Origin of the sequence: Rhodococcus sp. AQ5-07 (assembly GCF_009707305.1) — a bacterium.
In the GTDB taxonomy this organism is placed as follows: Bacteria; Actinomycetota; Actinomycetes; order Mycobacteriales; family Mycobacteriaceae; genus Rhodococcus_F; species Rhodococcus_F erythropolis.
This window is the reverse complement of record NZ_CP046099.1, coordinates 2504318-2527495: the sequence shown is the minus strand read 5'-3', so window position 1 is coordinate 2527495 and position 23178 is coordinate 2504318. Positions and strand designations below refer to the sequence as shown.

Sequence of the window (23178 nt, the reverse complement as noted above, 5' to 3'; positions counted from 1 at the left end):
CTAGCTGATGTGTCGAATTGGTGACGTATCGAACTAGCTGCCCGCGTTGATCGTGGCGCTTCCGGTACCGCCGAGGAGATCGTAAAGGAGTACGGACAAGCGACCGAGGCCGTCGATCGCGGCAGAACCAGTGGTCTCGATGCCTTCGATGACGATCGGGAACGGGAGGAATGACATGGTGTTTCTCCTTCGAGGGGTGGCCACGGGGGCGGCCGCGAGATAGATACGTCGTGACGGTGAAACAGGGCGGGGGCGACCAGGCGTAGGTCGCCACCCGCCCTGTTTCGGTATTCCTGGTTGGGAGTTACTCCTGGCCGGGTGCACGCTTGCGGTTACGCAGGGTGAGCCATGCGCCACCGCCGATCAGCGCCAGCGCCAGACCGGCGAGCCAGATGACGTTCGCGCCGGTTACCGGCAGGGACGATGACTGGTCCGGTTTGGCCTGAGCAGGATTTCCTGGAGCAGGCGTGCCCGGAGCACCGTTGTGTCCACCACCGTTATTGCCGGGAGTGTTGTTGCCGGGAGTCGACACGTCGGTGCCTGGTCCTCCGGGCACCTCAGAGCCCGGCCACGTCGGGATTTCCCACGGCGGCAGCGGGATCGGGATGATGATCAGCCCATTGCTGCTGGTTTTGTTCTCGAGTCCCAGGACCACCGACTTGTTTGCTTCGCCGGTGAGCTTGACGGAAGTTGCGGTCGGTTCGCCGTCGATCTTCGAGACGTCCGCCTTGCCTTCCTTGACGCCCCAGATCACTTCACCCCACTTGACGTTGGTGACGTCAGTGTGAGCACCGGTTTCTGTGAAAGTGATGTCGGTGTTCAGCGGGAACTGGACCCGGCCGTCGATGACGGCTGCGTCGCACTGGGCGGTCGGAGTGACCGAAGCGCCCGGTCTGACATCGAGAACACAAGACCGCGCCTCATTGTCGATGTCCGTCCACGTAGCCGTGACCTGGAAGATCGTGGATCCGTCCTTGGCCACCTGGCCGCCCTTGGGGCCGGTCACGATCTTGTCGATATCCACCTCGGTGGTCGGGATCGGGCGGTTGTGGATCTCCACCACAGCCTTCTCACCGGCTACCGCCTTGACGGTGTCGCGGTATTCGGCGTCACCGGCATCCGCGGACACGTAGTAATACGGCCGCGCCCAGTCGATACCGTCCAGGGGCTTGGGGTCGACCTCGGAGAAGGTGATCACGGTGTTCCGCGGCACAACCTCGTCGGACGTCCAGCTCCAGTCGTTTCCGGCATCGAGGGTGATGGTCTGGCCCACTGCCGGGAAATCGGTTCCGGCGGGGAGCGCCGGATCGATTCCGTCGATACGGACTTCGAACTTCGTGCTGTCAGGCAGGTCGGCCTCGGGGGCGCGGACGGGGTTGCCGTCAGCGTCGAGGATGAACTTCGTGAATTCGACCGATCCGAATTTCCATAGCGCCTCGTTCGACAGCGTGATCAGTCGACCGTCGGTCGGGTCGTCGGAGACTATGCCCGTCGCGGTGCCGTCGCGGTTCGAATGCAGCCACGATTCGCCTTCCGGGCTGGTTCCCCAGGAGATGGTGCCCCACTCGACTCCGTCGACATCGGGACGGCCGGTCTCGGTGAAGGTCACCTCGGTGCCGACGGGGAGGTCGACGCCGAGTGGTGTGGTCTGTCCCTGCTTGACGCTCAGCACCTGGGTGCGGTACTCCACACCGTCGCGCCAACGCGCCTCGACCGTGAACTCCACGTCGTCGCCGATGGCCTCGGCGGCCTCACCGCCGACCTGCTTTGCGATGCGCAGAGTGCCGTCGTTGACGTCGACGAAGTTCGACACCTCGATCTTGCGCAGATCCTTGCCGATGGTCACCACGGCTGCGTTGTCCGGATTGATCCTGACATTCCCGGAGTATGCGGGCACGCCATATGCGAGACCGTCACCGTTTGCCGGAACCAGCTCTGTCAGTGTGACTTCGGTGCCGCCGGGCAGGTTCTCGCCGAACGGAACCGCGGTGCCGTCGGACGGAAGAGACAGTGTCTTGCTCTGCGGTTTGTCGTCCGTATCGAGCCAGGTGGCAATCACGTCGAAGCTCGCCGGTACGGCCTTGTCGAACGCCTTCGGGCCCGTGAGTTTCTTGCTCACTTCGAAGGTGCCTTGCGTGATCTTGGCCTCGTTGGTGACGGAGACCGTGTTCGCCGACGCATCGGTGCCGATGGTGAGCATTTTCGGGTTGATCACCGGCTCCGACCAGGTCACGAGGTCGGTGTTCATCGGTTGGACCTCGGTGAAGGTGACTTTCGCTCCGATGGGCAATTTGCCCAGGTCGTAGTGCTGAACGTCCTTCAGAGTGAAGTGACGCAACTCGTTGCCGGCGGCGTCGTCACCAAAGGCGATCTCTGCGTTGACGACGAAGGCCTCGAGTCCCGTGCGCGCTCCGTCACCGATGACGGACTTGGTGATCCGCGCCGATCCCAGACTCGCTTTGTTGAGCAGTGTGACACCGACATTGCTCTTCGGCGTGATGGTCACCAGCGCCTCGGTGCGGTCCCCGTTGAGCGTCACACCCTCTGACTGGCGGAACGTCCCTCTCTCGAAATACACACCGTCAACGGTGGGGAGGTTGATCTCGGACAGTCGGATCTGCCAGCCGGTTCCGCGGGGGTTGATCCCACTGACCGGTGTCCCGTCAGCCTTCACCTTGATCTCGTAGGAGCTCACCGGGGCGTCGGTCGCTGGGTTTTGCCCGGGGGCGAACTCCTCGACTTTCACGGTGAACTCGGTGTCTTGCGGGAATTTCTCGGAGAAGGGAGCGATCTCCTTCAGAAGCGAGAACGAGCCCCGTGACACACCTTGGCCGGTACCGCCGCCGCCCCATTCCTGCTTGACGCTCTGCGACAGCGTCTGCTTGCCGGCATAGGTGAGGGTGTTGGCGTATTCCGTGTCGCGCTGGTCGAGTCCGCCGCTGCTGGTGCACAGGGTGTAGCTGACGAGGTACTTCGTCTGACGGCTGTAACCGTCCGCGTCACGCGGGAGAGTGAGATCGAAACCGCCGTCGGCGCGCGCCACCGAGGTGGCATCGGTGATATCGCGTTTCTTGTTGCCGTCGAAGAAGTCGTGCGCGACGACCTTGAGATTGAGGTTGTTCTTGAGATCGCCGCCGATTTCACACACCGTCATGTTCGGTGAGAACCTGTCGGTGATGACCGCCGGTTCCGTAAGGCCCTCCAGATCGTGTCCGGAGATTTCCACGGTCCAATTGAGGGTGGTGCCTGCCGGCTGCTCCACGCCGCCGACAGTCTGCGACGTGGTGTTGATCGCGCCGTTCTTGCCGCTCGTGAACCCAGGCCCCTCAGTCTTTCCCGTGATCGACGTCTTGTTGACGACCGCCGAGTTGGTGAGATGGTCCTCGGAGTCTGGCACCTCGGTGGTGGTCAGGCAGGTCCGGTACGTGACGTAGTAATACTGCTCTTCGTTGAACGTGTCCGGGTTATCCACAGTGATCGCCGCGGTGAAGGTACTCGCGCCGGCTACTGCGCCGATGGGAGCAATGGTGAATCCTGCGGCAGGAGTGCGGTAGTTGGGTTCGTTCTCCCGCCCTGGGAGGTAGTCAGACTTCTCGATGACTACCTGCACGCCCGAGGCACAGACCGCATGGGGGCCGCCGAAGGTGTCGGTGATGTCGATCTTGTGGTTGTTGGCGGCAATGTCGGTGCCCGGAACCACAATCGTCCAGACGGCTTCCATATTGCGCTTACCGCCGTCGAGGTAGCCACCCTTCCAGGGCTCGGTCTGCGGCGCATAGTCCTGTCCCACGCCATCCGAAGCCACCGTGTTGTCACCGATCGTCACGGAGTTGGTGTACTGAGTCCCCTTGAGATCCACCACGCCGCTGGTCGTGCATGAGGTGTACTCGATGCGGTAGAGCTTGTTGCCCTCGAAGGGCGCGCCGTTGTTGATGTTGATGGTGACCTGATCACCCGCGTCGGGTTGAGTGACGGTGACGCCGCCGGGGGTCTCTTTGAGATCGCCCGGGCGACCGGACCACAGCTTCGCGTTGAGCAGGCTGCCCGCACACACCTTCATGTTGTCGGAGAGCTCGTCGCTCAGGGTCACCGAACCGGTGTTGCCTGCGTCCAACTTGGCCAGATCGGCGCCGGGGATGTCGATGGTCCACCGCACTGACTGCTTGTTGTCCTGGAGTTTGCCGGATTTCGTCGACTCGCCGATTACGCGGCCGTCGGTGATGCCGCCCGTGCCGGGCAGGTCGACCGGCGTGACCTTGTTGTTGATCGTGAAATCCACAGTCTCTGACGTGGTGTACTCGACTGCCTTCGTGTAGACGAAGAAATCGCCTTTCACCTCGTCCGGCCGATCCGCCACAGCGTCGGAGAGCACGCAGGTCATGAGATTGGTGGAAGCAGCCAGATCGCATGTGCCCCAAACCGTCCCATCGTCGCCCTCCAGCGCGATCGTCGGGTTGGACTGAAGCTTCAGCTCGCCAGGGAATTCAATGGTGAACTGGTCGCCCGGCTGCGGACTCGCGCTTGACGCGTCCCAAGTGCCCTTCACGGTGACGGAGTCCCCGACCGTAATCTGCTGGTCGTTCTTTCCCTCGACCTGGACGTCGGTGATTTTCACATCGATGCCGGGATTGACTCCGCGTGCGGCCAGTCGCTGCGCCGCCACAGAAGTCGTAGACGGGGGCGCCGTGGATGTGATCGGCGGTTTCGCAGAAGTGGGTGACTCCGACGTGGAAGTAGGCGGCGCCGTCGTTTTCAGTGGCGCCTCCGTCGTAGTCGCGGGCGGCTTCGTGGTGGTCGGAACTGTTGTGGTCGGAACTGTGGTGGTCGAGGTCCCGATGTCATCTGCCGAGGCAACTTGGACGAATGAGAACGACGATATGACCAGCGCCAGGACCGCAACAATCATCCCCAACGCCGCCCACCGAGACACCACCCCCTCCCCGGCACGACGCGGGAAGGCACGGTTACGCATGACGAACACCTTTCGTTCAGAACACATGATTTAGGCCCCGTTTCCGGGGCCGGCGAATAGCGAAACGGGACCTTGGAGCAGCTCTGTCCTCATAGGGCCTGGAGGCGAGCGTTGGTGATTTACAGGTGACCTACTGCGGAGCCGAACAGTTGGTAATCGGGCCTCGGCTGGCGCAAAGGCAGACTGACGACCCACTGCGGGTGGGGCCGGGAAATTCCAACTGAATTCGACCGCCGGCATTCCCTAACGCGACGACTTACGGGGCTCTAAAGGCCGCGGCTGAGGTTTTTTCCTGCGCGATTCATTGCAGTTCGGGCATGAGCACCATCCCGGATAGCAATAGCAACAGTGCGATGGCTCCGAGGGGGAGTCTTCGTGCTGCGTGCTTTGCTGCCGTGACGGTTTTCATGAAATTCCTTTCTCTGGCACAACGTGAAGAAATTTGCGCGGGGCCGTTCGCGAGAAGATGCAAATTCCGCGCAAACAACGCAGAAGGCGCAAACCGGGCGATGCGCAATCAGGAATCTAACACGGGCAAATCGCATAGCTGGACACGCCATGGACGTCCGTCCATGCAAGAAAAACTCCGATTACCTGGCTATATGTATCCTCCGTTGATTTCTGTCAAGTTAACTGGCTGGTTCATCACAATTCGATCTCGACGATCAGTTGCATGCCTGTCTTGGACCTTGCCGACAATCGGTGAGCGGCCGAGCCGAGTCGACGCTGCTGTACGGAATGAGCCTTTATGCAGTTCACTGCCCCTTATTTGCTGTCGGAATGACAAGGTGTGGAGCGAATTTTCTGTGCGCACACGCTCGACATAAATGCAAATCATTTTTCTGCGTATAGGAGGAGGGTGAATTAGGGGGTGAATTCAGTCGAGGGTCATAGAAACCCCTGTTCTGAAAGGATCCAGAGATGGGGGTCACATTAGATTCGTTTTTCTTAGCAGATTGGATTCCGGCCTGAGTTAACCGTCGATAATGCTTCGGCGGCCGACATGGCATTTCGAGACAAAGAATCGCCCAGCTTTTCGTAGAAAGCCTTCGGTACGGTTACGTCAGTCCAGCTGATCACGCGCCGCAGCGACTTTTGGCGACGCTCGTGTGCGCACGGATGATGCACTACCTGGGATGTGTATGGATCTCGGAAAATGCCACGTCGGAGGTTTCTTCGAAGATCTCGAGACCTCGCAAGTTCAGGTCGTTCTCGCGCACCTCGGCACGATGAAATGGCTTACTTTTCAAGCGCTTTCGATGCCCGGAGTCAAATGGTGACGGTCGTTGCGTAGTCGCTGACGGCGGATGTGGCCGGTTCGATCGGTGCGAAGTCGCCACATCCGAGCAACCGCACCGAGTAGCCGCGAGGTCCCACAGCAAGTACTTTTCGCAGCTCTCTGGACACTTCGCGAAATCGGACCTTCGAATCGAGTTCTCGCGCAACCATTCTGACGCAGCTTGTGTCAATGGTGCTACACCCACGGCTGCCCGCAAGGTTCGACTGCCCCGGCGGCTGTTACACCCTGGGCTCCAGAGCTCAGAGATTCTGTGACACTGTGCGGCGGCTCTGCTTAGCGTGTTGCATGCGACTCAGTTGGCAGTGGTGGATTCTTGGCTACCGGCTCGTTGTCGTAGAACTTCGTGAGACGACCTTGTCGCAGGGGAAGGGCTACAACGATTGGTCGGGTCCGGTCAACGAGGCGGGACCGGTAGTCGGTTGGTGTGCGCCGGTGAACCGCTCGACGACGGATACAACGACGATCGCGAGTGCCAGGATTCCAACGGTCCGGGCGAGTGACTTCAGGGTCTTCGGAAGTGCCTTCTTCATGCGAGGCAGATTACTGCGGACGGCACGTAATTTGTGGGCTAGGTTTCGGTCCGTATCGGACTGCTCTGCCCAGTGGCCGCTCGTCCACGCAGTGTGACTATCCGTGAATCAAATCTTGTGGTGCCCCCGGCAGGATTCGAACCTGCGACCAAGAGATTCGTTGCAGGCCGTTGATGGGGGTTGACGTGAGGGCGTCAAGTTTCAATAAAAGACCAGGTGTGTAATGGTTTTTGATGATCTGCGTTGATTCGAGTTGACGGGCGTTGATGTCAAAACTCTGTGATATTCGTCGAATAAACGATGGGTAGAATGGGTTGCTCGTGGTGTCGAGTTTTATTGGTGCGCAAGGTGTCGCAGCCGTATCGTGAACATCGTTGATGTCACCACCGCTGTACAGGAGTTAGCCGCTATGCCAACCTCGAAAACTACCTTCGATCCGAGGGTGCTGGGCCTCATATTCGCGGCATGGGTGATGCTGCTCGCGGAGGCCCTCTATCCGCCGCTGGCGCACGATTTCAGCTTCCTGGTGGCAGGGATGCTCGGAGGGTATCTATTCGTCGTAGTGACGGATTGGCAGCGTCGTCGCCGCTCGGCGTGACCCAGAGCATGTTCCGACCGTAAGGTCTGGTACCTATTGCTCATGAAGAAGACAATTCTGGCATTGCTTGGGGTTAGCGCAGTTCTGATCTCGGGGTGCAGCAGTGCGGACGATGCAAGTGATGATTCGAAGGCCGAGTCGACATGTATTTCGGCGATCAAAGACAAGGCTGGGCCTATTGGCGATGTGGAGATCGTGGACGTTGTCACCGGTAAGGGGGACGACGGAGCGTTCGCGGTGAAGGCCAAGTTGACAGGCTCGCTTGATTCCGGCTCCGCGGTCAGTTATGACGTGAGTTGTGTGGCAAAGCCGGACGGTAATTCATTTGCGACCGGTGGAGTTACGTACATCTCCACTACGAAGTCGACGTCAGGCGGAGCGACCTCCACGTCCACCGCCGCAAGGGCTGCCGCTCCGGCGTTGCCGACGAGCGGGCAGCCGGTTACCAGTGGCGGGGCGGTTATCACCATCAATAGCGTGGTGGAATCACAGTCGATCACGGCGCAGCCGGAGAATTCCATAAGTCGTGGCGAATACGCTGAGCAGGCCCCGCGGTCTGGAGGCAAGTTCGTGATCGTTGATACGACGGTCCTCAACAACGGGAAAGTCTCGATGGATCTTACCTGTGGATATCCGATCCGGAACAAATTGATCACTGCTGACAACCGTCAATACGATTCCATCGGCAGCTTGTACAAGGTGCAGGGCAACCCAGAATGTAACGACAACCTGCAGCCGGGATTCGACAGTCACATGATGTACGTCTACGAAATCCCCGTGGCAGCTGCGCCTAGCCAGTTCGCGTTCTCGGATACAGAAGGTCAGCCTGGCGGAAGTCAGGCGCTTATCAACATCGCCAACGCAGGTTAGTCCTACGCCGGATGAGGAGGGTGCTAGTCGTGCTGTGCTCACCTGGCGACCTCCAACACTGAAACGACGAAAGCCCCGCTCTAACCGTGAGGATGGGCAGGGCTTGTGGTCTTCCGACCGAAAGTCGGTTCCGATGATGCGAGCGGTTTGCGGCATGCGATGATTCCGTGACTTCAAGAATGAGAATAAGAATAGTCCGGAAGTGTGAGAAGTTCTTCGGACGTGGCGGACAAGGATCGTGTCGAACGTGGATTGGATTGCTTTGCGCATGGGGCGCATGCATCGCTTCTGGAATCCTGGTCAGCGGTGAGTATCAAGCCGTGGGCGTTACCCAAGTGGGGACTCGATGAGAATGGTGCCAAATCCCGCTACAGCTTGTCTTTTATGGACGGTTTGTGTGCGCAAGCAGGGTTGACAGTGATGCCTACCCAGCAGGACTCGGATGTGCACGCGATCGATATGACGGTTTGCTTTCCTGAGAGTCATGCTCAGGTTCAACTGAAGTGCAGCAGTGTCAAGGACATGGATGGCGACGAGGAGCGTATCGACCTAGACGACGAGTGGATCAGCAAATGGTCCAAGTCCATGCTTCCGGTCTTCATCGTGTTGGTCGTGGTGCCCAATGACATGAGGTATTGGCGCGTTGATGCTCCACGCCAGACGGTTCACAATGCACACGCATATTGGGTACAGTTCGACAAGACATCGACTCGAAAGTCTGTTCTAGTTCCACGTACGCAGCGCGTCACTCGTGAAACTCTCGACGAATGGCATGGCATCCTACTCGGTGGATTTGGGGGAACGGTATGACTGCCGTAAGTATCGACCCACGTATCGCCGAGAATGTTGCGTCGTACCTGACGGCGCGAGGATGGACGAGCGAAGCTCGCGGCCCTGTAGGCACACTTTGGCAGGCTCAGGAAGCTGACTATGCCGGAACGCGTCTCGGAGTCCCTGACGCGCTGGCCCGGGACACAGCTGATTTCAAGAGCGTGATTGAACGACTTGCGCATGTCGAACGTCGAGGCGTCGAACAGGTGCAACAGTCAATTCTGCTCTGGGGTGTGGACATTACTTATCTCAGAGCGGCCAACGATTATGTGATTGCTGATTCCATTCCTCTCACCGCTGGAGTGGTCATGTTGGAGTCTGCTCGGATTATGTATCGGTCGTGTGCGACGACAGCGCGTGGACCCCGTACCGAGATCGGCGGAAATTACTCCAAGCCCGGTGACGAAGTGATTGACGATGTGCGGATGGGGCACACGCAACATGGGTCCTACGTTGTGCCCGTTTACGTACGGGTAGGTGCTGCCGGTGAGCAGTCGCAGGAGGAACTATCAGGTATCAATTGGCGAACCAAGTACGTTGAGACGGTAGAACGTCGGGTTACCAGGACTTTCGCAGAGTCTATGCGCGCTGTGGTGGAGCAGGTCGTGACGCCCGATCGATTGCCGCGCGCGGGTGATATACCTGGATTGGTTGGTGCGGGAGCATCTCGTGAATTCGTCCAAGCAATGAGTAGATTGCTCTCCGAGCCTGCTGTTGCCGAATTCGAGGCCCGATTTGAGTGGGCAGAGACTCAACAGGCTGCTTCTCATCTTCCGAAGTCGCTTAGCGCACCTGCGGAGGCGGCCTCGGCGTTAAAGGCGACCGCCAAACTAATGAAAAGGGTGCGGGAACCCGTTTTCGAGACGTTGACCGGTCCGATCATTGAAGTCCGCAAGGAACCTGATTGGGACGTTGTTCATGCAACCATCCAAACGATGCGTGGTGGGCGACATTGCGAACTTCGAGTTTGGATTAAGGGCACCCCGTTGTCGGAAGTGCTGGCATGGATGGACGCGAGTGAGACGATACTTGTGAACGGTCGTGTTGAGCGTTCGAATTCGGTGTTGACGATTCGTTCTCCGGAGTCATGTGGACCTCTGAGAGAGGGGCGCCTTGAAGGAACGTCTAAGGAATGACGGTCAGCGGTGTAGGCAGCCGATCGAGGGGTTCCTGACACACGCGGACTATTGATGCGTCGATCAATCGCAAAAAGCCCCTTGAATTCGCCTCGAAAGGTTGGTGGCTTTGTCGTGCAACGGTTTTGGGTGAATGTGAGGGTGGGCATCTAGCTCTTGCTGCGGTGAATCTGTGCGCGCAGATTCACCGCGCCTGCCAGTCCCTACGGCTGTTACTCGCCGGACGGGTCGTTCCCGTACTCCGGCGTTTGGCCCCCAATCCTCCCCCCGAGGTTGGGGGTCACTGTCATCTGTCGGGTAGACTTTCGTCCCTTTTGCCGGCCTTTCCACTCGCAGTGTCATTCAATGCCGAGCCAATCGCATGACTGAGTCGAATTTTTTTGGAGCGGCAGCAGTATCGAACTTGAGAAAATGCAGAACGCTGAGCGAGGATCGTAATTTCCAGACTTGCGTCTTTTCGTCCGAACGGTCTGGTTTGATACAGGCATGTCCGTTCTGACTTACGCTGGCACCGAATCTGCCGTCACCTTCGATGATGTTGCGGGCACTGTCACCTTCGAGCATCGCTCTAGGAGGCTGTCGAAGAAGAAGCGCGCAGCATCGCCGTGGACTGTGCCAGTTGGCGCAATCGAGGGTATCTCCTGGCGCGAGGTCACGAGCTCGAAGCCTGGTGAGATGCGACTGCTACTGCGTGGCCGGATCGGACACGACAAAGATGGTTCAGCGGACTGGAACTACGTCACTGGCGAGGACAAGATCGGTCAGATCGTTACCGCGATCAATGCCGCGGTGCAGACAGCTACCCCGATCACGAACTTTGGCAATGGGTATGTCGTGCCGCGTGCGCCAGCGCCGAAAGCGGTCTCAACGAATACTGATCAGGCGCGAGTGGAGCGGGCCACCATCCGGTCCATGCCGCCGGGAGCGAGGAATTCGTCGACTTCGGACGTATCGAAATCGCACCGTGAGGTGTCTGGCATTCTCGCAGAGTTCGGCGGAGTGCAGCTGCGCCAAGCATCATTGACGTACCAAGGCATTAGGTATCCAGTGAGTGGTGCCCGTGCATTCGTCGAGATCGGCGGCACTCAGCGTCGAACGACTGCGACTCGCGTCGTTGTCGGCTCAGTCATTACGCTCGGAGTCGGGACACTGATCGGTGCGATGGCGAAGAAGAAGACGAACAACATTTATCTCACGGTCGAGTTCGCGGACGGACGGTCAATTCTGTTGGAAGCCAAGGCAAAAGCTGAAGGCGCGGCTCGCAGTTTCGCGAATGCAGTCAATTCGAGCGGGAGAGTCTGACCATGACGACCAATCAACGTGCCACGATCAACGCGCTGTATGCAGCGGGCGCAATCCTCCTGGTTCTCGGCATTGTGATTCTCGTGGTCGCAGCGAACAGTGTCGAAGAGACTTGCTACCCCGGTGGATTCGCCGCCGACTACTGTGTCAGCGAGCCTGTTTCGATGTTAGGTGTGTGGGTGGCCATCCCCGGAGCGATTCTTTTGGTGGCAGCGTTTGTTGCGAAGCGGACTCTCTACCGGGCTGTCGATTGGTGACCAGTCGCCGCTCTTGAAACACGTCAAGGCCCCACCATTTCAGGTGGGGCCTTGACTATCAAGTGATTTGAAGGTAGGTACCTTCGACCACAGAGTTCGCGAATCCTGTAGCACTCGACCGTAGGGTGATCTGATCTCCGGAAACGACATCCACGTCAGTCGAAGGCATTACAAGTGTTGGAGCGGCACCGGAAGACGCGCCCTTCACCGTGACTGTGGTCCCCGGGATCAGCTCACCATTTTTGCGGAGTTCCGCTTTGTAGTCGATATTGAAATATCGAATCCCGAACACGGCGCTGGCTGAAACTGTGGCTGTTTTGGTGCCTGATGCAGCGAGTCCATTGCTCACGATGGTGCTGCCGAGGTATGCGGGGTCTGTGGACCATCCCGTGACCACAACTGGGATGGACGATGGTGCGGTCGCAAACGAGCCGGATTTGAGCATTCCGGATGGGGCGAATGAAGTGATCGCACCTTCTGATGTGATGTCCACTGATGTGCTCGATTTGATGACACCCACCGGGATTGTCGTCGATGTGGACGTGATGTCCACTGTCGTGGTGCCGACAAAGCTGGTGGTCGGTATGGATACGACCTCGGACTTGATGTCGACGATCGTCTGCATGAGAGCCACCGCAACAGGACTGCCGATGGTTGCAGCCGAGCCGATATGAACCGTGGTCTCGGATATGACTGTGGCAGAGGGCTTCACGTCTGCCGACGACGAGATGCTCGCGACGGTGTTTGACGTGACAACATCGAAGATCTGAATAGCAGTCGACGCGATGTCGGCAACCGTGTTCGTCGCAACCGCCATCGATGCTAGGACCGTCGCCATCGAACCGATTTCCACAACGGTGCCGAACACATTCCACGGCACGCCGATCACAACGCCGGTCGACAGGATGCTTACGTCCGTCTTGGTGTCGATGTAGATCACCGGTACAGGTGGCGGTGGAAATGACACTGTTGCCCTATCGGGACCTGGAAATTGAGTTGTGCCGACATCCGACGCCGGGAACGAGGCGTGCCCCGTGTCCGGGGCCGGGAACCTCACGGTTATGCCGGAAGGGTGTACGGAACGGTGATCTTGTGAGTCACCTTCGCCTCACCGGATGGGCTGATGGTGATGTCAGGGTTGTCGATGACCTCGATCAGCGACGACCCGGACCAGCGGCACATGTGGGTGTAGGTGTTCGCGGCCACGGGGAAGACCATCTGGGCAGTGGAGACGATACCGAGAGTGGCGGTGCCGAATGTGCCGGTCTGACGGGCATATCCGCTTCCTGACGCTTCGTTCGATATACCAGTTGCGCCGGGGCTGCCGGTGTGGAGTGAGAACGATGTGCCGAGAGAGCCGATGTAGGTTGCGAGGGAGTTCGCGGTGGTGACAGGGCAAATTAGTGCCATCTCAGAATCCTGATTCTGTGGGGGATCGCTGCGCATAGCCGACGATCCACGGGTAGTCGTCTGTGGTGCCTGTGTTTCCGTTCGGGTAGCGGACCCAGGCGGTGAAGGTGGTTCGGTCGTGAATCGTTGCGACGATGGCCGATTCGATTCGCCAGGCAATTCGGTCTGCGGTGATCTCACCTGCCCAAGTGGTGCCGTTGGCCCACTTGATTTCGGCAATGGTGCCAGCAGGGAAGGGGCCTTCGTCGCGGGTGCGTTCGAAGAGCCAATCGCCTTCGTTGAGTTCGATGGTGTCGAATTGGGGGATCCATCCCATTGGCATCAGGAAACCTCGTTTTCGGTGAAAGCGCTGGCGAGTAAGGGGTTCAACTGTTCGTCGCAGGCGCGCTGCCAGTCGCCGTTCCATTGCGCGACCCAGTCGGTTTCAGGTCCGGTCATGAGTAGCACCCAGCCGTCGGGGAGATTCTCGTAATCAGCAGAGCGAACGACCGTGGTTTCGCCAGTTGCGACTTCGAGTAGCCACAGGTGCGGTGCAATCGGGCCGAACAACTCAAGGGCGGGGGCTGCGAACTCGGCTACTTCTTCTGCTGTGATGCAGAGTTTTCCGTCGATCATCATGTCGCGGATTCCCCCAAAGCTGCCCACATCAGTTTCGACTTGTCCCAGTTGAAAGAGGTCATGGGAATGTTCGTAGGCAGGCTGTAGAGTCCGTTGATCCAGGCGTGTCGGGCCTGTGGGGTCGTGCCAGCTTCTTCGGAGATGTTCGTGAGGTAGATACATCCGAGGCCGCGGGTTCTCTGGAGTAGTCCAGGCGCAATCTGTAGGGTGCCGACGGCGAAGAGTTGATCGGGTTCAGCCATCAAGGACATGCCCGTTGCGATGTGGTACCGCCGACGTTGAGACGAGAGGATCGCCTTGATGTCGCCGGAGTCCCAGACCTTGACCATCCGGTTGTTCGGCTTGTCGTATCCGTAGATTCCTAGGTACCACGCATCGATGCCGAAGAAACCGCTGTCAGAGCCGGTGATGATGCGAAGGACTTCCAGCGGGGTCGGTCGGTCCAATCCTCCACGTAGAAAAGCGAAGTCGCCGGTCGCGTGCGAGCTGGTCTTAGCCTGGTTGAAAGCCGGAATATTGGAGTCCCACGCCCCGGTATCTGTGGATGTCGTGACGATCTGCATCATCGTGTCTGGGAAGGTGATCAGATCGCGGCCACCGGCAGATGCCCATGCTGGTGTGGTGACGCCTGTTCGTGTCACCCCTTCGAGGTTGGTGATCTGCTGGCCGTAACCGGTGATCAACTGTCCTTGATCGTAGACCTTCTGACGGTTCTTGAGCCACTCGAGACCAGCGGGATTGAACTTGGTGGCAACGCCGTTGGTGTATTCGGCTTTCCAATCGTCTCCGGTCTTGCGTGCGTAGGCAGCGATGCCGCTCAGACCTGAAAGTGAACCGGAGGGGACTAACTGGTTGGGGATTGTGCCGCTCATGTCAGTCCTCCTCGTGGGTCATATGCATGTTGAGGTCCGCTGGCGGTTCAGGGGTCTCGATACCGTTGAGGGAGAGGGTCATACGCAGCTGGTAGATGTAATCCATCGCGGAGATGAGTGCCCGCTGGTACCAGGTGTTCTTCTTGACGAGGCTCTCGTTGGTTTCTTCGACGGTGTTCACGCGCTCTTCGAGTGCGTCGATACGGCGCTTCTGGGATTTCGAACGTGCTGCCATGACGACCGCGATCGATGCGGCGATGGCGGAGAAGGCTGCGCTGATGTCCGGAAGTGTGTTTGTGAGCAAGGTGCCCTCCTAGAGAAGTGGGGGCTACGCTCGGTGCCGACCCTGAGTTGTGGTGATGCTTGAAATGGTTGAGGCAGTGCCGTTTCCGCGACCGAATCCGCTCGAGGCGATGGAGGTCAGAACGGAGAGGACGGCAGCGAGCGCCGATGCCGATGCAACTCCGGTCCAGTCCACGTCCAGGACGCCGAAACCTCCTGCCCCGATGATTCCGACGGCAGACTGTGCAGCTGTTTTGGTGGCACGTTCGGCGACATCGAGGAGGTAGATGTTCATTGCTGCGCTCCTACGAGTTTGAAAGCGCCAGAGGGGTGCCAGAGAAGAGATCCACCCTCGAAGTCCTGGCGACGACCACCGTCCGAGTCGTACTCGTTCGACGTTGGCCAGCCGAGGGTGCCGCGTACGTCGCCTTCGATGCGCCACCGATCTCCGATGACGCCGTGTGCGACGTAGCCGGGTTGTCCGTAGCGACGGGTGATCGTGCCACCCTGGAACTCCTGCAGATCGCCCTGGCCGTCGTAGACGACGTGGTAGCGAGTCGGATAGCCGAGAGATCCCTGCTCCCAAAGTTCCGTCTGCCATGTCTCGTAGACGTGGGTGGGGATGGGAAGTGAGCCGGTGTCTGGATGCCAGTAGATCGAGCCGTGCTCGAAGTCTGCGTAGCGACCGATGGTGTCCTTACAGATCCGTTCTCCGTCGTGCAGGCGAGCACCGAGCCAGTCCGAGAACGAGCGGGTGTGGTCGATCTCGTTGCGGACAACTGCCGGCTCATTTCGGTGATCGAGGATCTCCTGGATGTCCGAGCGGAACTTGTCCATGTTCATCCCACCGGGGTCAAATTTTCCCTGTACAACTGCCCATTCCTTGTGTCCGATGGTTCGGGAGGAGTTGTGACCGAGCCTGCGGAGAATGGCAGCGTTGATGCGGACGTAAGCCCAGTACTGCTCGCTCGACCAGCCTTCGGTGCCGCTGTTCTCGGCTTCGATGCCGATGGTCACCGGGTTCGCGTTGTCCTTCGGTAGACCAGGCCACGAGCCGTTGCCCGCGTGCCAGGCGATGCCGACGCCGCAGATGGTTGCGTGACCTCTGCGGGAGAGATGGATCTGCGATGCCAATCCCAGTGATGGGTGATTCGCAATCGCGCCGGGACCTGGATTGCTGCCTACCGGTGCGCCAGTGTGGTGGTCGATGATGCCCCAGATTTCGCGGAAGTCGCCGTGACCGCGGTCGAGTGCGCCGCTGTAGGACGACACACTGACACCTTCGGCGCGAATGATGTCTTCGAGCCAGGTCGGATCTCCGGTCCATGCCATCATTCGCCCTCCGTTGCTTGTCGGATGAGTTCGGCCTCGAACGCAGCTCGGTCCGCTTGGCTCAGCGACTGGACGACTGTGCGCATAGTGAGTTCGACGGGGTCTGGCGTGTCCAAGGTGACCCACTGGCCCATACCGGTGATCCAATGCGGATCACCGGATCTCGGGGGTTGGTACTTGAGCGTGGGTTCTTCGACCAGACGTGCGCCGAGTTCGTGGAGACGCTTCGAGACTCCTCGGTAGTACTCGGTCGGCAAGAGCATCGGTGCACCCTTGAGGCCGGGAAGAGCGACGAACATCCAGAGGAACATTTCCTCTGGATCCTCGAGGTCGCAGTTTTCCCGAGTGGGAGATTCGTTGTCTTGCATCAGAATGCTCCTAGTTCCTGCATTCCGGCCTTGAAGTACTCGAGGCGGGCAGCGAGGCGTGCGATGGGGTCTTCTTGACCGATGGGGTTGCCTACCGAGATGGCGTAGGCAGGTCGTTGTCCGCGGCTCCAGGACAAGGTCAGTCGGGATACGCGATCGACGTGCATCCGCCGGTTCAGGTCTCCCTTGACCGCAACTACGATGCGGTCGCCCTTCCAAAAGTGGCCTCTGCCTTGGTCTCCGATGAGGTACGGAGCGCCGTCCTGAATCTCGACCGAGGTGGAGAACCAGGTCCGAGTGGCAAACGCACCGGCTCGGATCGCGAGGAGCGAGCTGATCGTGTACGCCTTACCGCTGGATTCGATGAAGTACTCGAAGTACCGGAAATCGCCGGAGGCTCTTGCTCGTTCGAGCAGTTTGACGGCGATCCACGCGAGGATCGTGTCTTCGTAGAACGGCTTGAGCATGGTGTCCACCGAGCCGCCGATGGACCCGACAAGAAACAGGTTGCCGAGGATATCGCCGACGGCTTGGATTCCAGCAGAGATGGTTTCGTTGACACCGGGCATCGAGTGACCACCCGTTGTCATCTGAATGCCGGTGGCAGGTGTCTGCTTGAAGCTGGCTTGTGTGACGCCGGGGGAGTTCGGCGAGTAGTAGACGTACGGCACGCGGGGATCGGTGTTGAGGACTCCCGGTGTGCGATAGGCGGGGACTGCTGGCAGCGTGGTCAGGGGCTGTTCGATGGACTCGGTGAAGTCGTCTGTGAACGAACGCACTGCGCGGGTAAGTCCGCCGAAAAGGGTTCCACCGTTGGCGGTTCCAGCTTCGACACCGGACTTGTCAACGATGTCGATGACGAGGCAACCGTGGCGTAGCTTTGCCCCTGGCCACGGTGCAGGGTCGCCTGTGAACCAGCGCCGCCACTGAACCGACAACTCGGCATCTTCGAGGATCATCTGGGAGGCGGAGTGCCAGTCCTTCCAGCGGGAGAGCAGCAGCGCCCAGACGGTGCCCGCATTCATGTCTTCCATGAAGCTGGTGGGCTTGATCGCGACGGTCCAGTTCGACATGTCCAGGCCGGAGGTCCAGTTGGACAGCTTCATCGGATCGTCGGGGATGGACCACAGGGAGGTTTGCTCGCGGAGGACGTTCAGGAATAGTGCGGTTTTGAGCACCCAGATCGCGGGTCCGCCCAGCATAAATACGCGAGGGGCCTGAATGGCCGCTGGCAGTACAGGGTTCGACCAGAGGCGATACCACTTGAGTTCTTCGTAATCGCTCTTGAACGTGACGATGAGCTTGGAATAACCGCGCTCGTCTGTTTCGACTTCGGCGTCTGTCATACGTCCGGTCCAGCGACCGCCGCAGTAATCCACCGAGAGATGGACGTTGCGCTTCTCGCCGCGCTCCATACGTCCGCGCATATCGTGAATCCATTGCGCGGCTGGTGTATCGAAGTCGAGGACGAGTTGGCCGGGTCCGGTGTCGTTGTCCGGATCATCGAAGGTGGCTTCGTCTTCGGACTGGACGATGTGATGGAGTCTGTAATCGCCATCCCAGAGACGCACCAGGGGAGCGGATGCTCGAATGGCATCCATCTCCACCTGGCGTACTTCGGTGGCGTCCCAGATCGCCTGGCACTGCTCCTCGAGGGAGAGGCCGAAATCAACAGCTACCGCCACTGCAACCCCCAAGGCTTGGACCACATACGTGGTTGGTGAAGTTCGGCGCGAGCACCGCCAGAGGGAGCGCCACTCACCTTGATCGGCAGCAACGTTTCCGGTGTGTAGGGCGGGATTTCGTGCATAAAGTACTGCTGGCCAGCCAGCTCAGCGAGCAGGTTCGTGCCAGACCAGGACTCGACCATCAGCTTCATCGGATCGAGGTTGATGCGAGCACCACCGTGAACTGAGTCGATCGGCAGCAGTGTGAGTTTCCGGTCGGGGAACTCGCCGCCAGGCATGCGCTGACCCTTGGGGCCGCGCCAGGAGAAGTCCGGGATGGTCCAGGTTCCGCGGGTGAGAACCCAGGTTTGCAGCATCGGGCGGTCGGTGGGATTACTGACCGAGATCAGGCCGCTGCCGGACGTGCCGGAGGTCTCCCATGAGGTGACGAGCTTCTTTCCCACCCACATCGGCTGGTAGGCCCGAAGCAGATAGCGGACGTTGCTGTATTCATCGGCGTTCGGGTCCATATCAGGCTCGAAATCCGGAGCTTCGGACTTCTGAACGCTCAGCATTCGAGTGTCCCGCTTCGACTTGACGAAGATACGAGCTAGTTGCTCGGTCGGGTCCCACGGATCAGGCTCGTAGGTGAAGCACTTTGAGAGCGTGTTCTCGAGCCATTCGTATCCGCGGGGGTCATCGTCACCGAAGAGGTGAAATCCGAGGATCAGATCGCGAATCTCGTAGTCGGTGCCGATGTGCTTGCCGCCGATAGCCCTTGCCGCGGACTTGGATTCGGTGGTTGTCGGAGCATCGTAGATGCCCTTGACCTGGCCAGCCGCCAGGATGATGCCCTGGCGACCGGCGTTGGGTCCACTGATATCCAGCCTGGTTCCGTCCGCTCCGATGATCGTGATTTCGGTAGCGGGCATGGTGTGGCTCCTTATGTGTATTGCATGATTGCGAGCCGTTGGCGTTTGGTCTGCTCGCGGAAGAATCCGCCTTGATCAGCGACGGTGATGTGGTTGATCTGTTGGATGCCAGCGTTTTTGGGTGCGCCGGAGGAGACGAGATCATCGATCTTGGCGATGTTCGCTTCGGCGACTTTCCAGTGCGCGTCTTTGAGAACGAGTTCGGGTTCGTTGAGGCCGTTGAAGCCGAATGTGCCTGGCTCCCATACGCCGCCAGTATCGAAGAGGCTCGTGGAGTCCACGAGTTCACGTCCGCGACCGATCATGTGCCCGTACTTGTCGGGCAGACCGGACCGTTGGACGGACTGTGCGACAGCGCCGGGGTCCATTGATTCCCAGCCGTCAGGGAACTTGTCGTAGAAGAGCTTTGCGCTCTCGAACGGATTCATTCGCTGTGCGAGGGTTCCCCATTCGGGGAAGTCCTGCTGTTGGAAGAGGCCGGTCGATGTGCCGTTTGTGCCGACTGCATCGTGTGGAAGGTTGAGCGAGTCCGGCATTTTGGAGTTCGCGAACATCTTCATCGGATCGCCGACCTCCACGAGGGCGGTAGCTTCTCCGATGATGGCTGCTGCCTCACCGAGGCCCATCTCCTTGGCTGCGCGAGCGATCTCGTATGCGTACAGGTCTGCACCTGTGCGCGAGATCGCCGCGCTTTCGACGGCAGGGATGATGTTGGCGTCGCCGCCATCCATTGCTTGAGTTGACTGGGCTATGTCGGCTGCCTTGGCCTCCGCCATCGTCATCGACGAGGACGAGTCCCCGCCAGCGGTGATGGTGTAGCGGTCAGCGAGGTCGAGCCATTCGCCAACCCCTGCAATCTCGATCGTGGCATCCGCCCACACACCAGCGGTGTCGGTGAACATCTGCTTCCAGCGGTCGCGAGCATTGAACGCTTTCTCGACCGCAGGCTCGCCGGATGCCGATGTGCCGGAAGTGGAGTCAGCACCCCAACCGGAGACACTGTCAGCATCCGAGCGAATGTCACCGTCACGCACGTCGTACGGGCTGCCGACATCCTTGACGAAGAACGAGGCCGGCAAATGTGCGAAGTCGGTGGCACCGTTGAGGTTGGCCCCTGCGGCAGCGCCGTTGATCTGGCCGTTTCCGCGTCCGCCACCCATTTCGATCTTGGTTCCGGATGGCAAGGTGGCAGCCGTGTGACCACCGCCGGGTCCGCCGTTGAACCAGGCAACATCGAGTGATCCGGGTCCGCCCTTACCGGGCTGTAGGCCCTTGGCAGCAAGCCACTCGCGGAAGTTTCCGGTTGCGCCTCGCGATCCGAACGGATCATCACCGACAGCGGCGTTCACGAATGCGGAGACGGCACCGGAGCAGTCGCCCCAGTTCACGCCGCCGAAGTTGTACGCATCGCCTTCGAGAGGTTTGGTCGCACCGAGGCCGCGTCCCCAGGCAAACTCATCGAGATCCTTGGCAGAGACGGTACCTCCGCCAGCGAAAGCGGAGAGGTCTGGGAACATCTCTCGCAGATTCAGCGCCGAAGGCGTCCAACCTGCATTGAGAGCTGCAACCAAACTCGAACCGCCACTGTCCATTGCGGACTTGGTGACGATGCCCTCGCCGTTCGAGACGAGAGCGGTAGGTACGCCGTTGGAATCGAGTCCGAGGATCGAGTCCGAGGTTCCGGTTCCCGGTCCGTACAGTGTTCCGTTCCTGCGACGACCTGCGATACCACCGCTCGCGAGCAGTGGAATGTCAGGCACGCCGAGAGTGAATCCACCGAACTTGACTCCGGCGATTTCCACTGACGGGATGGAGAAGTCGAGTCCATTCCACTTTTCGAGAATCCAGTTGATCGCGGACTTGAAGGCATTTTTGAGGCCATCCCACATGCCGGAGGCCGCGGAGCTGATCTTGCCTGGCATCTCGGTGAAGAAGTTGACGATCGCCGTGAACTTGTCGGTGATCCAGTCTTTGACCGAACCAGCCGCGTCCTTGATTCCGTTGAACGCCGGGACAATTGCTTCATTCCACAGCCAGGTTGCCTTCTCGCCGATCCAACCGAGGACCTCAACGAACTTGTCGAAGATCGGTTTGAGGACGTTGTCCCAGACCGCGGAGACCGCGGTCTTGATGCCTTCCCAAGCGCCTTGGACGATGTTACGAAAAGTCTCACTTTTGTTGTATGCGATGACAATTGCAGCAACTAGGCCGACGATGATCGCGACAACGATGCCAATCGGATTGAGTGCCATCGTGCCGTTGAGCATCATCTGGATTGCGTTCCACGCCGTCGTCGCGGCAGTGATGCCGATGACGGCGATCTTGTATGCGGCGAATCCTGCAACCAGGGGAGTGACTACGAGTCCGATGTTCTTGAGTAGCTCGGAGTTTCGGCCAACCCAGTCGGCCATCGATTCGAGGCCCTCAACGAGTCCACCTTGGATCGTCCGCTTGAGCGATTCGAGTGAGGCTCCGGTGTTGTCGTTGAGCGTTGTGCCCATTTCGTCAGCCGCGCCGGTAAATCCGGCCATCGAATTCTCTGTGCCGGAAAGAGATTGGAGGAATGCTGGGATCTTGTCCTTGCCTAAATCCTCCAAAGGTGTTCCGAAGATCGCGGTTGCTGCCGCAGCTTGCTCAGCGGGATCTTTGATCCCCTGCAATCCTGTGACGATCTGCTGAAAAGCACCCTTGGCGGTGCCACCACCAGCGAGGAGTTTGTTCGCCATGTCCGTTCCGGACAAGCCGATTCCTGCGAGTGCTTCCTGTGCTCCGGTATCGCCGAGATCTGTTGCCTTGATTCCGAATTCCTTGAGCGCGTCGCCGGTTTTGTCGAGGGCGATGCCGCCGTTGGCGGATGCGTTCACTAGGAGGCTCATAGCCTCTTCGCCGGTGAATCCGAGTGCAGTGAAGTTTGTGCCGTATTCGTTTATCACTGCCGGGAGTTCGCCGCGCATGGCTGCGGGCACACGTTGGGCGCTGGCCGTGAGCAAATCCATTGCCTCGGTGGAATCCTTGGCGAGGCCGTTCTGAATCAGGAGTGCCGCAGCACCGATGGATTCGGTGACATCCACATCGAAGGTCTTCGCGAAGTTCATTGCACGTTCGGTTGCTTTGTCGAGTGAGACCTCACCCTCGAAACCAATAGTGGGCAGCGAACTTTGAACGGCCCCGATCGAGCTGGTGACCTCTTCCAACGATTCGCCGAACCCAGCGTTATACAGCTTTCCGGCAGATTTGCCGTATTCCTCGGCTAGCTCGGGACTCGCGCCCAGTTGGGCCGCGAGCTTGTCCATGACTGCTTCGTTGTTCAGCGAGGTCATGGCGAGGTCCATCGCGCCACCGATTCCGGCAGCGGCGACAGCCAGCCCGCCGAGTTTCTTGGCAAGGTCTACTGCGCTGTCAGCCTGGCGATCTTGTGACTCTGCTGCGTCGTCTGTCGATGCTGCTTCGTCGTCAGCAGCGTTGGCTGCGCGTGCGCGGGCCTCGGTGAGATTCGTGATGGCACGTCGGTGAGAGTCCACAGCCTTTTCGGCGGCGCTCGTAGCCGACTCTGACTTGCGTTGTGCGGCAGCTAGTTTTTCCTCGGCTGCAGCAATCTGTGATGCGGAGGCGTTGCCCTTGTCGCGCACCTCTTGCAGTTTGAGTTCGGCTATGCGCACGTTTCCAGCTGCGTCGGCTTCTTTGCTTCGTGCCGTTGCAAGTTGCCCAGATGCCTTGGCCACAGCAGCTTTCGCCGAACCAATTCCATCTGCGACAGCTTGCCCAGCAGCTTGTCCTGCCTGCTGACCGCCAGTGCGCATGGGTCCGACCAGTTGGCTGCTGATTTGCCCTGCGACCCCGTTGATTGTCGGGACGATGCTCAGAGATGCCCATCCGATGTTTCCCACGTCCGGGCCTCCTA

21 protein-coding genes are annotated in these 23178 nt (G+C 59.4%); 6 read left to right on the top strand and 15 right to left on the bottom strand.

Features of this window, described 5'->3' with window-relative positions:
* Positions 1-33: 33 nt before the first annotated feature.
* The 3 genes from GJB56_RS31375 to GJB56_RS31370 all read right to left on the bottom strand — a co-directional run bounded on the left by GJB56_RS31375 (position 34) and on the right by GJB56_RS31370 (position 6802).
* Complete coding sequence (locus tag GJB56_RS31375) at positions 34-177, bottom strand: hypothetical protein (RefSeq protein WP_003945342.1); 144 nt, start codon at positions 175-177, stop codon at positions 34-36.
* Between the two features lie 127 nt (positions 178-304).
* On the bottom strand, positions 305-4906 hold the full coding sequence (locus tag GJB56_RS11605) for a DUF5979 domain-containing protein (protein ID WP_113684228.1): 4602 nt from the start codon (positions 4904-4906) through the stop codon (positions 305-307).
* 1737 nt (positions 4907-6643) lie between these two features.
* Positions 6644-6802, bottom strand: coding sequence for a hypothetical protein (locus tag GJB56_RS31370; protein WP_003945304.1), 159 nt, complete (start codon positions 6800-6802; stop codon positions 6644-6646).
* Between the two features lie 409 nt (positions 6803-7211).
* On the opposite strand from GJB56_RS31370, the gene GJB56_RS11600 reads away from it, so the two are divergent.
* From GJB56_RS11600 to GJB56_RS11575, 6 genes are all read left to right on the top strand, one after another.
* Positions 7212-7400 carry a hypothetical protein gene (locus GJB56_RS11600; protein WP_154606676.1) on the top strand — a complete coding sequence of 63 codons (189 nt, stop codon included), beginning with the start codon at positions 7212-7214 and terminating at the stop codon, positions 7398-7400.
* A gap of 42 nt (positions 7401-7442) precedes the next feature.
* A complete protein-coding gene (locus tag GJB56_RS11595; protein WP_113684231.1) occupies positions 7443-8270 on the top strand; it encodes a DUF4352 domain-containing protein in 828 nt (275 codons plus the stop codon).
* 222 nt (positions 8271-8492) lie between these two features.
* Positions 8493-9080, top strand: coding sequence for a DUF4365 domain-containing protein (locus GJB56_RS11590; protein WP_113684232.1), 588 nt, complete (start codon positions 8493-8495; stop codon positions 9078-9080).
* Positions 9077-10237: a hypothetical protein gene (locus tag GJB56_RS11585; RefSeq protein ID WP_113684233.1), complete on the top strand. Its 1161-nt coding sequence runs from the start codon at positions 9077-9079 to the stop codon at positions 10235-10237. Before GJB56_RS11590 ends, GJB56_RS11585 begins: the two co-directional genes overlap by 4 nt.
* Before the next feature lie 486 nt (positions 10238-10723).
* A complete protein-coding gene (locus tag GJB56_RS11580; protein WP_113684234.1) occupies positions 10724-11539 on the top strand; it encodes a DUF4429 domain-containing protein in 816 nt (271 codons plus the stop codon).
* Between the two features lie 2 nt (positions 11540-11541).
* Positions 11542-11796, top strand: coding sequence for a hypothetical protein (locus GJB56_RS11575; protein ID WP_113684235.1), 255 nt, complete (start codon positions 11542-11544; stop codon positions 11794-11796).
* A gap of 58 nt (positions 11797-11854) precedes the next feature.
* On the opposite strand, the gene GJB56_RS11570 is transcribed toward GJB56_RS11575, so the two are convergent.
* The 12 genes from GJB56_RS11570 to GJB56_RS11515 form a co-directional block, all read right to left on the bottom strand.
* A complete protein-coding gene (locus tag GJB56_RS11570) occupies positions 11855-12736 on the bottom strand; it encodes a hypothetical protein (RefSeq protein WP_113684236.1) in 882 nt (293 codons plus the stop codon).
* A 119-nt stretch (positions 12737-12855) separates the two neighbouring features.
* The gene (locus tag GJB56_RS11565) at positions 12856-13206 is read right to left on the bottom strand and encodes a phage tail fiber protein (RefSeq protein ID WP_113684237.1); all 351 of its coding nucleotides are present in this window, start codon (positions 13204-13206) and stop codon (positions 12856-12858) included.
* Position 13207: 1 nt separating this feature from the next.
* On the bottom strand, positions 13208-13528 hold the full coding sequence (locus GJB56_RS11560) for an LtfC-like domain-containing protein (protein WP_154606675.1): 321 nt from the start codon (positions 13526-13528) through the stop codon (positions 13208-13210).
* On the bottom strand, positions 13528-13824 hold the full coding sequence (locus tag GJB56_RS11555; protein ID WP_113684239.1) for a hypothetical protein: 297 nt from the start codon (positions 13822-13824) through the stop codon (positions 13528-13530). Before GJB56_RS11555 ends, GJB56_RS11560 begins: the two co-directional genes overlap by 1 nt.
* Positions 13821-14696 carry a hypothetical protein gene (locus GJB56_RS11550; protein WP_113684240.1) on the bottom strand — a complete coding sequence of 292 codons (876 nt, stop codon included), beginning with the start codon at positions 14694-14696 and terminating at the stop codon, positions 13821-13823. Before GJB56_RS11550 ends, GJB56_RS11555 begins: the two co-directional genes overlap by 4 nt.
* 1 nt (position 14697) lies before the next feature.
* On the bottom strand, positions 14698-15000 hold the full coding sequence (locus GJB56_RS11545) for a hypothetical protein (protein ID WP_154606674.1): 303 nt from the start codon (positions 14998-15000) through the stop codon (positions 14698-14700).
* 24 nt (positions 15001-15024) lie between these two features.
* Positions 15025-15273 carry a holin gene (locus GJB56_RS11540; protein ID WP_113684242.1) on the bottom strand — a complete coding sequence of 83 codons (249 nt, stop codon included), beginning with the start codon at positions 15271-15273 and terminating at the stop codon, positions 15025-15027.
* Positions 15270-16313, bottom strand: a complete 1044-nt coding sequence (locus GJB56_RS11535) for a peptidoglycan recognition protein family protein (RefSeq protein ID WP_113684243.1) — start codon at positions 16311-16313, stop codon at positions 15270-15272. Before GJB56_RS11535 ends, GJB56_RS11540 begins: the two co-directional genes overlap by 4 nt.
* Complete coding sequence (locus GJB56_RS11530; protein WP_113684244.1) at positions 16310-16678, bottom strand: phage gene 29 protein family protein; 369 nt, start codon at positions 16676-16678, stop codon at positions 16310-16312. The genes GJB56_RS11535 and GJB56_RS11530 overlap by 4 nt, the downstream gene beginning before the upstream one ends.
* Positions 16678-18363, bottom strand: coding sequence for a Gp37-like protein (locus tag GJB56_RS11525; protein ID WP_154606673.1), 1686 nt, complete (start codon positions 18361-18363; stop codon positions 16678-16680). The genes GJB56_RS11530 and GJB56_RS11525 overlap by 1 nt, the downstream gene beginning before the upstream one ends.
* Positions 18354-19277 (bottom strand): hypothetical protein, encoded by a 924-nt coding sequence (locus GJB56_RS11520; RefSeq protein WP_113684246.1) that lies wholly within the window; start codon positions 19275-19277, stop codon positions 18354-18356. The genes GJB56_RS11525 and GJB56_RS11520 overlap by 10 nt, the downstream gene beginning before the upstream one ends.
* A gap of 11 nt (positions 19278-19288) precedes the next feature.
* Entirely contained in the window at positions 19289-23164 is a 3876-nt protein-coding gene (locus GJB56_RS11515; RefSeq protein WP_113684247.1) for a phage tail tape measure protein, read from the bottom strand.
* Positions 23165-23178: the final 14 nt, after the last annotated feature.